At 71.7% G+C, this 14,925-nt stretch carries 13 protein-coding genes and 1 other RNA gene; 5 read left to right on the top strand and 9 right to left on the bottom strand.

All coding sequences use genetic code 11. From position 1 onward, the window contains the following. Nucleotides 1-118 precede the first annotated feature (118 nt). The 3 genes from V6V89_RS23930 (at nt 119) to panB (ending at nt 3,508) form a co-directional block, all read left to right on the top strand. Nucleotides 119-883 (top strand): hypothetical protein, encoded by a 765-nt coding sequence (locus V6V89_RS23930; RefSeq protein ID WP_334621530.1) that lies wholly within the window; start codon nt 119-121, stop codon nt 881-883. Then, nucleotides 850-2,568: an NAD+ synthase gene (locus V6V89_RS23925; RefSeq protein ID WP_334621529.1), complete on the top strand. Its 1,719-nt coding sequence runs from the start codon at nt 850-852 to the stop codon at nt 2,566-2,568. Before V6V89_RS23930 ends, V6V89_RS23925 begins: the two co-directional genes overlap by 34 nt. Before the next feature lie 109 nt (nt 2,569-2,677). After that, nucleotides 2,678-3,508 carry a 3-methyl-2-oxobutanoate hydroxymethyltransferase gene (gene panB, locus V6V89_RS23920; protein WP_334621528.1) on the top strand — a complete coding sequence of 277 codons (831 nt, stop codon included), beginning with the start codon at nt 2,678-2,680 and terminating at the stop codon, nt 3,506-3,508. Nucleotides 3,509-3,647: 139 nt separating this feature from the next. Here panB and npdG read toward each other — a convergent pair whose 3' ends face one another. Beyond that, entirely contained in the window at nt 3,648-4,340 is a 693-nt protein-coding gene (npdG, locus tag V6V89_RS23915; RefSeq protein ID WP_334621527.1) for an NADPH-dependent F420 reductase, read from the bottom strand. Between the two features lie 42 nt (nt 4,341-4,382). Then, complete coding sequence (locus tag V6V89_RS23910; RefSeq protein ID WP_334621525.1) at nt 4,383-5,801, bottom strand: RNB domain-containing ribonuclease; 1,419 nt, start codon at nt 5,799-5,801, stop codon at nt 4,383-4,385. 82 nt (nt 5,802-5,883) lie between these two features. Here V6V89_RS23910 and V6V89_RS23905 point away from each other — a divergent pair, with 82 nt between their 5' ends. After that, complete coding sequence (locus V6V89_RS23905) at nt 5,884-6,918, top strand: hypothetical protein (RefSeq protein WP_334621524.1); 1,035 nt, start codon at nt 5,884-5,886, stop codon at nt 6,916-6,918. Between the two features lie 184 nt (nt 6,919-7,102). On the opposite strand, the gene rnpB is transcribed toward V6V89_RS23905, so the two are convergent. The 6 genes from rnpB to V6V89_RS23875 form a co-directional block, all read right to left on the bottom strand. After that, an RNA gene (gene rnpB / locus V6V89_RS23900) (RNase P RNA component class A) lies at nt 7,103-7,504 on the bottom strand. A gap of 73 nt (nt 7,505-7,577) precedes the next feature. Further along, nucleotides 7,578-8,663, bottom strand: a complete 1,086-nt coding sequence (locus V6V89_RS23895; protein ID WP_334621523.1) for a bifunctional RNase H/acid phosphatase — start codon at nt 8,661-8,663, stop codon at nt 7,578-7,580. A gap of 46 nt (nt 8,664-8,709) precedes the next feature. Then, nucleotides 8,710-9,450: a zinc ribbon domain-containing protein gene (locus tag V6V89_RS23890; protein ID WP_334621522.1), complete on the bottom strand. Its 741-nt coding sequence runs from the start codon at nt 9,448-9,450 to the stop codon at nt 8,710-8,712. Beyond that, entirely contained in the window at nt 9,447-10,250 is an 804-nt protein-coding gene (locus V6V89_RS23885; protein ID WP_334621564.1) for a Nif3-like dinuclear metal center hexameric protein, read from the bottom strand. The genes V6V89_RS23890 and V6V89_RS23885 overlap by 4 nt, the downstream gene beginning before the upstream one ends. Before the next feature lie 90 nt (nt 10,251-10,340). Then, nucleotides 10,341-10,907, bottom strand: coding sequence for a flavoprotein (locus V6V89_RS23880; RefSeq protein WP_334621520.1), 567 nt, complete (start codon nt 10,905-10,907; stop codon nt 10,341-10,343). A gap of 4 nt (nt 10,908-10,911) precedes the next feature. Continuing rightward, entirely contained in the window at nt 10,912-12,144 is a 1,233-nt protein-coding gene (locus tag V6V89_RS23875; RefSeq protein ID WP_334621519.1) for a helix-turn-helix domain-containing protein, read from the bottom strand. 248 nt (nt 12,145-12,392) lie between these two features. Between V6V89_RS23875 and V6V89_RS23870 the strand changes: the two genes are divergently transcribed. Beyond that, the gene (locus tag V6V89_RS23870; RefSeq protein WP_334621518.1) at nt 12,393-13,103 is read left to right on the top strand and encodes a bifunctional DNA primase/polymerase; all 711 of its coding nucleotides are present in this window, start codon (nt 12,393-12,395) and stop codon (nt 13,101-13,103) included. A 330-nt stretch (nt 13,104-13,433) separates the two neighbouring features. Here the strand turns inward: V6V89_RS23870 and V6V89_RS23865 are convergent, their stop codons facing one another. After that, nucleotides 13,434-14,657 carry a DUF1501 domain-containing protein gene (locus V6V89_RS23865; protein ID WP_334621517.1) on the bottom strand — a complete coding sequence of 408 codons (1,224 nt, stop codon included), beginning with the start codon at nt 14,655-14,657 and terminating at the stop codon, nt 13,434-13,436. Between the last annotated feature and the right edge of the window lie 268 nt (nt 14,658-14,925).

Raw genomic sequence — 14,925 nt, 5'->3', positions numbered from 1 at the left:
CCCCCCACCCCGTTACGCCGACGTTACGGCAACGCCGAACGGCGCGTGGCTCGGGGCTGGGCGCAACTCTGTCCGGTTCCTCACCGTTGATACAAAACAGACCGGGAGGGGACAATTCATGGTACGCAGCCGCGTGATCCTGGGCGGCCTGACGCTGGGCGGGCTGCTGGCCGCTGTCCTGGTGCTGGCTGGTGTCGTGCACGTCAGGGTGACCGATGGGCGGGCCGCGGACCCCACGCCGTCCCCGCGGCTCGGCCCCCTCACCGCGACCCAGCCGGAGCTGCGCGAAGCGCTGCTCGCGGCCACCGACCTGCCGGAGGGCTACCGCGAGACGTCGGCGCCCCGGACGGCGTCCGGCCCTGACCGGCGGGAGCGCTGCCGGGCGCTCTTCGAGCGCCCGTGGGACGTCACGCGGGACCGGGCCGCCGACCGCGCGCTCGGCGACTTCGCCGGCCGCCACGACGGCACGCTGCTGCGCCAGGCGCTCACGCTGTTCGGACCGGACGGCGCGGAGCGCGCCTTCGGCGAACTCCGCGCCGCGTCGGGGGCCTGCCCCGAGTTCGACGCGCGACTCGACGACGGTACCGCCGTCCGCGTTCACCTGCGCGAGATGGTGCTGCGCCGGGTCGGTGACGATGCGTACGCGGTGCGCGTCACCGCCCGCGGCGAGAGTGGCACGCGCGACGGGTACCTCGCGGTCGGTCGCGTGGGTGCCTTGCTGTCGGTTCTGCGCCACCTCGGCCCCGCCGGCGCGGTAGACCCCGATGACGTGGCGGACACGCTGCGCCGTGCGCTCGACCGCGCCCAGCCGCTGGCACAGTGGCCCGCCTCACCGGGGAAGATGGAGACATGCCGACTATGCGCATCGCCCTCGCCCAGGTAAACCCGACCGTCGGCGATCTGGCCGGCAACGCCGCCGCGGTGCGGGAGTGGAGCCGCGCCGCGGCCGACTCAGGCGCCCAGTTCGTGGCGTTCCCCGAGATGATGCTGACCGGGTACCCGGTCGAAGACCTCGTGTTCCGCGCGTCGTTCGTCGCGGCGTCCACGGCGGCGCTGCGCGACCTCGCCGCCGACCTCGCCGCCGATGGGCTGGGCGACCTGCCGGTCGTCGTCGGCTACCTCGACGCCGACGGAGGGCCACGCAACGCGCTGGCCGTTCTGCATCGCGGCGAGGTGCTCACCACGTACTACAAGCACCACCTGCCAAACTACGGGGTCTTCGACGAAGACCGGTACTTCGAGCCGGGCGACACGCTCACCGTCATCCGGCTGGCCGGCGTCGACGTCGCGCTCACCATCTGCGAGGACATCTGGCAGGCCGGTGGACCGTTCGCGGTGGCGGGGCAGGCGCGGGTCGGCCTGGTCGTCAACATCAACGGCTCGCCGTACGAGCTGAACAAGGACGACGTGCGGCTGTCGCTCGTCCAGCGCCGGGCCGTCGAGGCGGGCGCGGCTATCGCGTACGTCAACATGGTCGGCGGCCAGGACGAGCTGGTCTTCGACGGCGATTCGATCGTGGTGGCCGCCGACGGCGCCCTGCTCGCCCGCGCGCCGCAGTTCGCCGAGCACCTGATGATCCACGACCTCGACGTGCCCCCGGCGGTGCCGGACGCACCCACCGGCGACCTCGGCGAGATGTCCGTGCGACGCGTCGAGGTTCCTTCCTCGCCGCCGGCACCGGCCTCCCTTGTGGAGGGTGGCATCGCCGACCGCGTCACCGACGAGGCCGAGGTGTGGCGCGCGCTGGTGCTCGGCCTGCGCGACTACGTGGAGAAGAACGGCTTCCGCTCGGTGGTGCTCGGCCTCTCCGGCGGCATCGACTCGTCCGTCGTCGCGGCGATCGCGGTCGACGCGCTCGGCTCGGACAGGGTCGTCGGCGTCTCGATGCCCAGTCAGCACTCGTCGGGGCACTCCCGGGACGACGCGGCCGAACTCGCCAAGCGCACCGGCCTCGACTACCGGATCGAGCCGATCCAGCCGATGGTCGACGCGTTCCTCGCCAACATGTCGCTCTCGGGTCTCGCCGTCGAAAACCTCCAGGCACGCGTGCGCGGTGTCATCCTCATGGCACTGTCCAACCAGGAGGGCCACCTAGTGCTCACCACGGGCAACAAGAGCGAGCTGGCCGTCGGATACTCCACTTTGTATGGTGACTCGGTCGGCGGCTTCAACCCGCTCAAGGACGTGCCGAAGACCCTCGTCTGGAAGCTCGCCCGCTGGCGCGACGAGGAGGCCGAGCGGCGCGGCACCGAGCCGCCGATCCCGGAGAGCTCGATCACAAAGCCGCCGAGCGCCGAGCTGCGACCCGGCCAGCTCGACACCGACTCGCTGCCCGACTACGACGAGCTCGACGCGATCCTCGCCGGGTACGTCGACGGCGACCTCGGCCGCGACGAGCTGGTCGCCGAGGGGCACGACCCCGCGGTCGTCGACCGGACGCTTCGCATGGTCGACGTCGCCGAGTACAAGCGCCGCCAGTCCGCGCCCGGCACCAAAATCTCGATCAAGGCGTTCGGCCGCGACCGCCGCCTGCCGATCACGAACCGGTGGCGCGAGCGGCCAGCGTAACGAGTGTGAAATGTTCCACTAACACCTGACGGGGTCGGTGGGGCCGGTGGGACGCTTGCTCCAGAACCCGGGGACCGCGAGGGCGGCCTCGAGGCGAGAGGAGACGACGATGTCTGAGCCGGCCCTTTACGGCGGCCCTGCCACCCGACGGGTACGCACGCGCGACCTGATCGCGGCCAAGCAGCGTGGTGAGCGCTGGCCGATGCTGACCTCGTACGACCAGTACACCGCCGCCATCTTCGACCAGGCGGGCATCCCCGTTCTGCTGGTCGGCGACTCGGCGGCCAACAACGTGTTCGGCTACGAGACCACCGTGCCGGTGACGGTCGACGACCTGCTGCCGCTGGTCCGCGCCGTGGTCCGCGCCACCAAGCACACCCTGGTGGTCGGTGACCTGCCGTTCGGGTCGTACGAGGAAGGCCCGACCCAGGCGCTGCGCACCGCGGTGCGATTCATGAAGGAAGGCGGCTGTCACGCCGTCAAGCTCGAAGGCGGCCGGCGGGTCGCCGACCAGATCGCCGCGATCACCGGCGCGGGCATCCCGGTCATGGCGCACGTCGGATTCACGCCGCAGAGCGAGCACCAGATCGGCGGCTACCGGGTACAGGGCCGCGGCGACGCCGCCGAAGACGTCATCGCCGACGCGCACGCCGTAACAGAGGCGGGCGCCTTCGCGGTCGTACTGGAGATGGTGACCAGCGAGGTCGCCAAGCGAATCACGCATGACCTGCCGATCCCGACGGTCGGCATCGGCGCCGGGCCGGACACCGACGCGCAGGTGCTGGTCTGGCAAGACATGGCCGGCCTGCGCACGGGCAAGGCGCCCCGTTTCGTCAAGCGGTACGCCGACCTTGCGGGCGCGCTCACCGAGGCCACCCAACGCTTCGCGGAAGAGGTCCGCGGCGGGGAATTCCCCGCCCCCGAACACGCCTTCCACTAGTCCCACCGGCGTCCCACCGCCGCCCCACCCCGCCCTTTCGCCGATCAAGGGCAAATGCACGTGGTTGGATCTCTAATCCACGTGCATTTGCCCTTGATCGCTGCGATCTTCCTTGATCGGCGCGGCGATGCGCCGGCGGCTAGAGATCTGTCACGCGGATGCCGGCGTGGGCCTTGTAGCGCTTGTTGATGGCGATCAGGTTGGCGGTGAGCGCCTCCACCTGGTGCGCGTTGCGCAGCCGCCCGGCGTAGATGCCGCGCATGCCCGGGATGCGCCCCGCCAGCGCCGCCACCGTCGCGATCGCCTCCCGGTCTTCACCGCAGATCAGCACGTCGAGGTCGATCCGCTCGACCTCGGGATCGGCCAGCAGCGGCGCGCTCACGTGATGGAAGGCGCCGCATACGGTCGACTCGGGCAGCAGCGCCGCGCACTGCTGCACCGCGCTGCCCTCGGGGACCGGCAGCGCGTACGGGCCCTGCTTGTCGAAGCCCAGCGGGTTGACGCAGTCGACGACGAGCTTGCCGGCGAGCGGCTCGCGGAGCGCCGCAACGGTGGCCGCGTGCCCGTCCCACGGCACCGCGATCACCACGATGTCGGACCGGTGGGCGGCCTCGTCGTTGGCCGCGCCGCTCGGCGCGGCGGCCACGCCGGGCAGGGCGCCGATCTCGGCTGCCGCCTGGGCCGCGCGCTCGGCCGACCGGCTGCCGATGACCACCGGATGCCCGGCCCGCGCGAACCGGTACGCCAGCCCGCGCCCCTGGTCGCCGGTACCGCCGATGATGCCGACGGTGCGGCCGGACACGTCGGGCAGGGCGCTCGCGTCAAATGCCATGCCCAGATCCTGCCACCGCCGCGGCATCCCGCGATGTGACGTTCACCCCGTTCGCGCGAAGAGCACCCGGCGCTGCGCCGGGTCGGCGGTGACCAGCCGCACCCGGATCCGCTCACCGAGCGGCAGGTCACCCTCGCAGCGGGCCCGCACGGGCGGCTCATCGAGCGCGATCAGGCCGCCGGGCACCTTCTTCGGCCGATCGTCGACGTCGAGGACCGCAGCGCCGAACTCCTCGCCGACCCGACCGGCCAGCAGCACGGCCTCGGTGAGGTCGACGGCACCACGCTCGGCCGTCGACGCGACCCGGTCGGTGTCCGACATCACCTCGGGCAGCCGGGGCAGCGCCTCGCGCGCCCAGTCGGGCACCTCGACCCCGGCGTACAGGGCCAGGCACACCTCGGTCGCGTACCGGTCGGCCAGGCGGCGCAGCGGCGCGGTGACGTGGGCGTACGGGGCGGCGACCGCGCCGTGCCCCGGATCGTCGGGCGCCTTGCCGTCGAAGGCCGTGTACCCGGCCCCACGCATCAACTCGGCGGCGTGGTCGAGGAAGGCGGCGGCACGCGGGTCGGCGGGGTCGACGGAGGCGACCACCCGACCGACCGGCTGGCCGTCGGGCCATTCGACGCCGAGCGCGGTCGCGGCGCCGCGCAGCCGTCCCACCGACTCGGATCGCGGGGCGGGCATGGTGCGCAGCAGGCCCACGCCGCCGGTCAGCATGATGCTGGCAGCCGCCATCCCGGTCAGCAGGGAGATCTGGGCGTTGTACTCCTCGACGGCGTGTGGCGCCCGCAGGACGAGCCGCCAACCGTCACCGTCTGGCTCGATGTCCTGCTCGGGCAGCGGCAGGCTGATGGCGCCGCGTTCCAACCCGCGCTCGAAGAGAAGAGCACCGAGGGTGGGCAGTGCGGCGATCGGCTCGGCGAGCCGCCCCGCGTCGGCGTCGGCCTGTACGCCGGCGTAGTCGAGCTTGGCGCGGCTGCGCACCTTGGCGCGTTCGAGGCGTGTGGCCACAGTGGAACCATCGGCGTCGAGGTCCACCGTCCACACCACGGCCGCCCGGTCGACACCGGGCAGCAGGCTCACGGAGTCTTCGCTCAGGGAGTACGGGTGCAGCGGCACCTTGCCGTCCGGCAGGTACACGGTCTGCCCGCGGCGCCACGTCTCGGCGTCGAGCTCGCCGCCCGGCCGCACGTACGCGGCGACGTCGGCTATCGCGTAGTGGACCCGGTATCCGCCGCCTGGGCGCTCCCGCAGGCACATCGCCTGGTCGAGGTCGCGCGACGTGGGCGGGTCGATCGTGACGAAGGGAATGTCGGTGTGGTCGACGGCCGGCAGCGCGGTCGCCGCCGCGGACTCGTCGGCTTCCCGCTGCGCCGCGAGGGGAAACTGTTCGGGCAGTTCCAACTCACGGCGCAGCGCACCGAAGTCGATGCTGGGCGCCAGGATGCGTCGTGTGGCCACGGGCCATTCATACCAGCCTGGCGCCCATTTCAATCAGCGGGCGGCGGACTTACGCGCCGGCGCCTTGCGGGCCGGAGCCTTCTTGGCGGCGGTCGCCGTCTTCGCCGCAGTGGAACGCGCCGACCTCGACGTCGCCTTAGCCGCCGCTTTAGCAGTCGTCTTGGCGGGTGCCTTCTTCGCTACCGTCGACTTCGCGGCGGTAGTCCGCTTGGCCGTGGTCGGCCGCGTCGTGGCCTTGGTCGCCGCCTTGGCGGGAGCCTTCTTAGCGGTCGCCGTCTTACGCGCAGTCGTCGTCTTCTTGGCCGCGGTGGACTTGGCCGCCGCAGTCGTCTTCTTCGCCGCCGTCGTGCGCTTGGCAGTGGTCGCCTTCGCGGTCGTCTTCTTCGCCGCCGTCGCCTTGCGAGTGGTCGTCGCCTTTGACGTCGTCGACTTACGCGCCGGTGCCTTCTTCGCCGTGGTGCGGGAAGCCGGAGCAGTCTTCTTCGCGGCTGCCTTCTTGGCGGGTGCCTTCTTGGCCGTGGTGGTGGCCTTGCTGGCGGTGGCCCGCTTCGCGGGCGCCTTCTTCGCGGCGGCCTTGCTCGTGACGGTCTTCCGCGCGGTGGTCTTCGTCGCCGCCACCGTGGTCTTCGGCGCGGCGTCGGTCTCGGTTGTTACGGCAGCCGGCGCTTCGACCGCCGTCGTGGTGCTCTTGGCAGCCGCGCGTTTCGCGGCCGATGTGCTAGTGGCCTTCTTCGCTACGGCCATCTCGGTCTCCTCCTTGCGATGTGCGATACCCGCCCAACCCCAATCGGCTGGCGCGGCGGCGGTTGACGCCGAATCAGTTCTCTTCCCCGGCCCAGCGAGCATCTTCGGCTTCCCAGCCCTCATTGCGCTCGCGTACACGTTCCAGCCCGCGCTCGGCTTCTTCCGCCGACGCGTACGGGCCCAATTGGTACTTGCTAGGGCACGAGTTCGAGTCGTCCTCGACGCGGTGATGGCGCAGGCACCAGTAGTACCGGCCACCACTCCCGCTGTTGCTCATGAGATCACTGTGCACCGCGAAACGAACAAGCGCCACCTTTTCAGCAGAAAAAATGGCACCGCCTCCACAATAGACCGCGCAGGTCGAGAAGGCTAGGACGTGCCGAGAAGCCCTTCGGTCGGGTGAAAGGCCTTATTCGATAAGGGATTTACAGCGGTAAGCGAACAGAGGTACGGATGCCGAGGACACTAGGACCATCCAGAAGAATTTTCCGCCACTGACACCCGCAAGGCGTACGCCGATGCCGTCCGATCCACTGTGGCTGGCGGGTACGGTGCGACGGACGAGTCGACCTGTACGCCGGATTCTGTTGCCGGCGATGGTGTCGCCGGCCGGCGGCCATCCATCTCGGCCTGCTGTTGCCAGCAGGCTCCAGCGGCCTACCCGCAGGCATCGGGCGGGCAGCCCTCAAACGCCTGCGCGAGCCACCGCCTCGCGGTGGTGGCCCTTCTTGGCCTTGCTCCGGGTGGGGTTTACCGAGCCGTCCCGGTCACCCGGAACGCTGGTGGGCTCTTACCCCGCCGTTTCACCCTTACCGGGCCGAGGCCCGGCGGTCTGTTTTCTGTGGCACTTTCCCGCGGGTCACCCCGGGTTGCCGTTAACAACCACCCTGCCCTACGGAGTCCGGACGTTCCTCGGCGACGAGGCAGAACCTCGCCGACGCGACCGCCCGGTCGACTCGTCCGTCGCACCCACAATTCTACGCCGCCGCCCAGAGCACACCCACGTGGCCCGGCTAACGCCGACGACCGCGACTAAAGGTGGCCCGTCTCGTTAACACTGCGCACCGCGACGCCACCGTCCGCCCAGTTGTCGACGATGGACAGTCCGGCCGGGTCGAGGTACAGGCGGTGCAGCAGTGCGTCGCCGGCGGCGAGCGCGTCGCGCAGTATGAGCTTGAGCGGCGACACGTGTGAGACCACGACGACGGTCCTTTCCGGGTACGCCTTGAGGATCGTCGCCACCGCACGGCGTACGCGGGTGGCGACCGCCCGGAACGACTCGCCGCCCGGTGGCGCCACGCTCGTCGACGCGAGCCAGGCGTCCGTCTCGTCCGGCCACTGTGTACGGACCTCGGCGAACGTGCGCCCTTCCCACTCGCCGAAGTCACACTCGACCAGATCGGGTTCCACCGCCACCGGCACGTGGCCGGGGAGCGCCGCGCTGATCGCCTCGCCCGTGCGGACACAGCGCGCGAGCGGCGAGGTGACGACAGCCGCGATCGGCACGCCCATTGCCCCGACGCGGGCACCCGTGGCGCGCGCCTGCGCGAGACCCGCCTCCGACAGCGGCACGTCGCCGCGGCCGGAGTACCGCCCCTGGGCGGTCAGCTCGGTCTCGCCGTGCCGCACCAGCAGCAGGCGCGTCGGCACGGTCGCCGGCGGCTCCCACGAGGGGCGCGGTGCGCGTCCGGCCTTCTTCGGGGCACCGACTGCCTCGTCCATCGCCTGGTTGGCGAGCGCGTCGGCGTGCTTGTTCCGCTCGCGGGGCACCCACGTGTACGAGACGCTCTCGAACCTGCGCACGAGCGCCGCCGCCTTCGCGGCGAGCGGACGCAGCCCGGCGTTCTTGATCTGCCAGCGCCCGGACATCTGCTCGACGACGAGCTTGGAGTCCATCCGGACCTCGACCTCGGCGGCGCCGAGGTCGGCCGCGGCCTCCAGGCCGGCGATGAGCCCGGAGTACTCGGCGACGTTGTTGGTCGTGACGCCGAGCGACCCGGACCGCTCGGCCAGCACGTCGCTGGAGTCCGCGTCCCGGACGACCGCGCCGAAGCCGGCGGGCCCGGGGTTGCCCCGCGCGCCACCGTCGGCCTCGACGACGACCCGGCGGATACTCACAGTGCCTCCTGGTTCGCTCGGTCGCGCGGCGCCAGAGGCCCCTCGCTCACAGGCCGGACTCCGCGGTGCGCACCATGATGCGGCGGCACTCGTCGCAACGGACCACCTCATCAGGAGCCGCGGCCTTGATGCGTGCCCGCTCGCTGCCGGACAGCTCCAACCGGCAACCACCGCACCGGCCGGCCTTCAGCAGCGCGGCACCGAGCCCGCCGGAAACCTCTCGCACCTTGTCGTACAGCGCGATGAGATCTGCCGGCAGGTCGGCCGACAGCGGCTGCCGGGACGTCGACTTGAACTCCTCTTCCTTGGCGATCTCGGCAAGGGCCTGGTCGCGGCGCGCCTCGGCCGCCTCCCGCGTCTCGCGCGCCGCCCTCTGCCGGGCTTCGAGCTCGTCGAGGGTCGCCTGCGCGGTCTCGCGCTGCTCCATGAGCTCGAGTTCGGCGTCTTCCAGCTCGGTCTGCCGCCGCTTGAGCGAGGCCATCTCGTGCTGGAGCGCCTCCAGCTCCCGGGCGGGGCCGCGGCCTGTGTCGAGCCGGACCTGGTCCTTGTCTTTGCGGGCGCGCACCTGGTCGATGTCCTTCTCCAGGCGGGCGATGTCGCGGTCGATGTCGTCGACGGCAACCTGGGCACGGGTCCGCTCGTCGGTCAGCGCGGATAGCTGCCGGGCGAGTTCGTCCAGCGCCGCGTGCTCGGGCAGGGTGCGACGCTTATGCGCGAGCTGGGCCAATGCGGTGTCGATCGCCTGGAGGTCAAGCAGGCGCCGCTGGGCTTCTGGATCTGCCTTCACGGGCGGGGCTCCTTCAACGAGTGGTGCACGGTCCAGGGGTCGGTGTCGACATCCGAGACGACGGTCTCGACGTCGAGGGTGGCGCGCAGGTGTGCGGCGAGGTCGTCCAGCCATGGGCGTTCGGTGGCCCAGTGCGCCGCGTCCAGGAGCGCGGGGCCGCCAGCCGCGAGGTGCTCGCTGACCGGGTGGTGGCGCAGGTCCGCCGTCAGGTAGGCGTCGACACCCGCCGCCGTGGCGTCGGCCAGGAAGGAGTCGCCGGCCCCGCCGCACACCGCCACAGTCTCGACGACCCGATCGGGCGGCCCGGCGGCGCGTACCCCCCAGGCCGTCGGCGGCAGCGCCTTGGCCGCGGCTCGGGTGAGGTCGGCGAGCGTCATGGGCGCCGGCAGGCGCCCGATCCGACCGGTGCCCCGGCCGTCGCCGCTGTCATCCGCCGGCCGCAGCGGCCGCAGGTCGCGCAGGCCGAGCCGCGCGGCCAGAGCGTCGGACACGCCCGGATTGGCGACGTCGGCGTTGGTGTGCGCGACGAACAGCGCGACGTCGTTCTTGATGAGCTGGTGGACGATGCGTCCCTTGTACGTCGTGGGCGCGACAGACGACACCCCGCGCAGCAGCAGCGGGTGGTGGGCGACGATGAGGTCGGCGTGCACGTCGAGCGCTTCCGCGACGGTTTCGGGCACGCAGTCGACGACGCACAGCACCCGGCGCACCGGCGCGTCCGGCTCGCCGAGCACGAGCCCCACGCGGTCCCACGACTCCGCCCAGGCCGGCGGGTACCGCCGGTCAAGCTCGGCCACCACTTCGGCCACCCTGGTTGGAGTTGTTGTCACGGCGGCGAGGCTACCAGCGGGCGCACCAAGAGGGCCGCGCGTCACCGCGTTGGGCGGGCGTCACGCCTTAGGGCTGGTCTGGTGGTCGGAGCCCACCAGGGCGTGCAGCGCGTCGAGGGCCAGATGCCAGGGGAACGAGGCCCGGTGCTGCTCGCCCGTGCCCGGCGGGTGCAGGGGCAGCACGTCGTCGCCGAACAGCACGGTCACACCCCAGCCGCGCAGCCGCTCGATGCCCTCGCGGAACGCCGGGTGTGAGCCCATCGCCCAGTTCGTGTACGGCATCGCGACGATCGGCAGGCCGCGCCCCTGCGCCTCGACGACAAGGCCGAGCGCGAGCGTGTCGGCGATGCCGGCGGCCCACTTGTTGATGGTGTTGACGGTGGCCGGCGCGACGATGATCGCGTCGGCGGGCGGCAGCACGTCAGGGTCGCCCGGGTTCTTGTACAGCGTGCGCACCGGGTGGCCCGTCTGGAGGGCGAGCGCCGGCACGTCGACGAACTTGCGCCCGTCCGGTGTGACGACCACGCACACGTTCCACGACTCCCGCTGGGCGAGGGTGACCAGCCGGCCGATGTCGCGCGCGACTGGTGATCCGCACGCGATGAGGTAGAGGACGCCCCGGCTCACCCCGTCATACTCCAACCCCCATGTGCTCGGCCAACTCGGCGACGGGTACCGGCGGCGTGCCGCGGGTGCGGCGCAGGACGTCGGAGAGCACCTCTCGGGCAATGGGGCGGCACCTGATCTCCGAGGGGGCCAGCCGGTCGCCCTCCAGCAGCATCTCGCTCGCCTTCTCCACGTCGCCGATCTGCGCGTACCCCCGGGCGACGTCGATGTAGTGGTGGGCGCGGCGCTCGGGCAGCAGGGCCGCGAACGCCTCGCGGTCGATCTGCTGCTCGTGCGTCTCCACCGCGACCCGCCCGTCGCCCAGCTCGACGGCCGCGGCCACCCGGTGCAGCTGCACGTTGGTGGGGCCGAAGCAGGTCCAGAAGTGGTTCTGGTCGCTGCCCAGCTCACGGGCCGCCTCTTCGGCGCCGTGCAGCAGGTCGCGGACGGTCGCGGTGTCGCCGATGCGCGCGGCGGCCATCGCGCCGTTGAGCAGCAGCATTCCGTACACCGACAGCCGCTCCGGGGTGGCCTCGGTGTTGTCGCATGGCGCCAACCTGTTGGCGAGGTTGACGTTGACCTCCAGCGCCGGTCGCGACCGCCCGAGAGCGAGCAGAGCCGCGCCGACCCGATAGGTGGCGATGCCGGCCAGCAGGTGGTCTCCGGCCCGCTGGGACACCGCGATCGACCGGTCGGCCGCCAGCCAGGAGAGCTCGTGCTCGCCGAGCTTGCGCAGCGTCGACGAGGCGATCTGGTACACCTGCCCGAGCAGGTGCGCGGCGTCGCGGCCGGTGTCGGCGCAGCTGTTGGCCATGTCGGCGGCCTGACCGTCGCGCAGCAGCTTGGGCAGCGCGCGGGCGAGCACCCCGTACTTGGCGTGCTGGTACGTCAGCCAGGCGTGGCTGACCGCCTTGCGCATCTCGGTCAGCGGCGGCGCCTCGGGCGGGGCGAAGAAGAACGTGCTGATCTGGTCGTACCGCTCGAGAGCCGCGCGGATCTCCTCGACCTCGATCTGGTCGATGCAGTTGATGCTGTCGGAGCGCCGCTCCGGCTCCTTGCCGAGCAGCAGCGTGACGTCGACCTGGAGCACGTCGGCGATCTCGTAGACGACGGAGAACTTGTCGAGGCGGCGTACCCCACGCTCCACCTTGTCGACCCAGCTCTTGGACTTACCCAGCCGGTCGGCGAAGACCTGCTGCGACATCTTCCGGCGGGCGCGCCAATACGCGACGCGGCGCCCGATAGGCAGCTCATCCACGTCCGCCCCTCCCCTTGCGTTCACCGGCAGTGGCCTACCGGTCGAGCGCTGCGGTCCCGGGTGACGGAGGCGGTCACCCGTTGGGGCTGGTCGCACTGTGTGTGCGCTGGCTCGCTGACCGTGGCTCGTACTTTTTGATGCAAGTTGCAAAACGGCTCTCTGTTTGGAGCAACGACGCGTGTCGTAGCAAGTGACGGCGCCGGCCTTCTGATATGACGCCGGCCCTCGATGCGGGAGGTTTTATACCCATGCGGTGGAGTCCGCGACCGCCTTTCGTCCACCCGTCCGCACCGCGAGCACGGGGCCTGCAACTGACCCTCGACCGCACCCGCCTGCGCCGTGCGGCCATGCGCTACGCCGAGCACGGCTGGGACGTGACGCCGGGTGCCTGCTTCGCGGGTGAGCGCTTCGACTGCGCCCGCCCCGGCTGCCCCACGATGGGCTGCCACCCGGCCCTGGAACGCTGGGAGGAGGCCGCTTCCGCCGACTGCGCGCAGGTCGCCGCCTGGTGGCGGCAGCAGCCGCACGCCGTGCTCCTGCCGACCGGCCGGGCGTTCGACGTGCTGGAGGTGTCGGCGCATCTCGGCCTTCGCGTCTTGGGCGCGGCCCGCCTGTACGCGGGCGTCGTAGGCCCGGGACGCGGACAGGTGCGCGGCCCGGTCGCGGTGACGCCCACCGGGCGCTGGATGTTCCTGGTACGCCCAGGCGATCCGCTGCGTCCCGAACTCGACGACAGCCTCGTGGTGGTGCGGCACGGGCCCGGCTCGTGGATCCCGGCGCCGCCCACCCGGCTCCCGGAGGGCCCGGTGCGCTGGTCGGTGTCTCCGCAGGAGACGTGCTGGCTGCTGCCCGACTCGTACGCGGTGCAGGGGATGCTGGTCGACGCGCTGCACGCCGCCGCTGCGACCCGCGGGCCGGGACTGCCCCGCCAGACTTCGACGCTGCGCCGTGCCGCCTAATTTGACCAGACCACGCTGCCCGACCAGACCACACAGCCCGATCGCACACCAGCGACCGGCCGGCTCCGCGGTCGTTAAGGCTGGTAGCGCCGTACAGGCGCGAGCGGGGGTGCGCATGTTAGGTGTCAACGTAGTGGGGCGCGCGTTCGGGGTCGAGACCCTGAACGGCGTAGCCGCGCTGTCCCGGTGGGCCGGTACCCGCCCTTCGGGGTCGCGACCGGGCGGTTCGCGGCCCACCGGATCGCGACCGGCGGGCACGTTGCGGCCCCGGCTCCTGGTCACCTTTGGATCCAGCTAGTAGCCGTGCACCCGAATTCCGGTTTGGGTTTGCTAGGCGAACAGCTTCATCGGTGCGTACTGGCGCTTCGGGAAAACTTTGCGGACCTGGGCGTCGGTGAGTCCAAACTGGCTCTGCGCCACCGATCCGTACACGTTGAACAGGTTGTTGTACTCCGGCACGTCGCCGCCGTCGAGCTGGCCGAGGCCGTCCCAGCGGCCGAGCACCGAGCCGGCCAGTTTCCGGCCGGACAGCAGCGCGACCACGCCGCCGTGGCCGTGATCTGTGCCGCTGCCGTTCGCCGCCACCCGGCGGCCGAACTCGCTGGACACCATCACCGTGACCCCGCTCGCCTTGTCGCCGAGGTCGGCGAAGAACGCGGCCAGGCCCTCGGCGAGATCGCTTAGCCGGCCATGCAGGTACCCGCCGTCGGCCGTGCCCTGATCTTCGTGGGTGTCCCAGCCACCGCTGGTGATCGCCGCGATGCGCACGTTAGCGCCACCCTTGATCAGCTCGGCCACCTGCCGGAACGCGACGCCGATCCCCTCGTACGTCACGCCCGCCGCCGGCTCGGACGGTGCGGGCGGCACGCCGAGCGCGCCGACCACCGCCTTCATCGACCGCTCCACGGGGTGGTTGATGTCGCTGAAGAGACCCTCGATCGCCTTGATCGACGCAGCGGCGAACCGCGGATCGCCGTTGAGCTTCAGACCCTCGACGCTGCCCAGCGACAGCGCGCCGTTCGTGCCGACGAGCGAGCGCGGCAGCGTGCCGCCGATGCCCACGCTGCGGAACGCGGTGCCGGGGCCGAGGTGGTCGGCCAGCCGGTCGAGCCAGCCGCGCCCACCGGTCTCGCTCGGCAGCCCGCCCAGGTTGCAGGCGTCGACGGCCTGGAAGTGGCTGCGCGAGAGCCGGGTGTCGGAAGCCCCGGGAATGAACGCCAGGTGCCCGTCCTTGAGGTGCCGCTCGAGCGGCGCGAACGCGCTGGTGAGCTGGAACTCGCGGTCCAGGGCGAGGGCGGTGCGGTCGGTGAGGCGCAGGTTGGGGCGGCTCTTGCGCAGCACCGGGTCGTCTACCGGGGCGACCAGGCTCAGCCCGTCGAGCCCGCCGCTCAGGAAAACGTGCACGAGCGTGCCGTTGGCGGACGCGGCCGACGCCGACCGCCCCGCCACGACCTGACTCGTGGCGACCGCCGTCACCGTCGCGGCGGCGCCCGTCAGCAGAGCGCGGCGGCTGAGCTCAGGGTGGCGGGTGGACTCAGGATGGCGGCTGGTCATGCGCCGCCTCCCGCAGCCGCCACCAAGCGCAGGGAGCGCAGCGACTGGAGCGACTGGCGGCTACAGGGAGGCTTTGGGGCGCATGACCCGCGCGAGCGCAGGCGAGCGCCAGCTAGCTCGGTCATGCGCCGCCTCCCGCAGCCGCCACAAAGCGAAGGGAGCCGTGAGGGCGCGCCGCCCGCAGCCGCCACCAAGCGCAGGGAGCGAAGCGACCGAAGCGACTGGCGGCTACAGGGCGGATTCCAGCGCCCGAACCGCCCGCGCGCAG

Source organism: Micromonospora sp. CPCC 206061 (assembly GCF_036906915.1).
GTDB lineage: Bacteria > Actinomycetota > Actinomycetes > Mycobacteriales > Micromonosporaceae > Phytohabitans.
The sequence above is the reverse complement of the archived record's forward strand: the minus strand, read 5'-3'. Positions and strand labels throughout refer to the sequence as shown.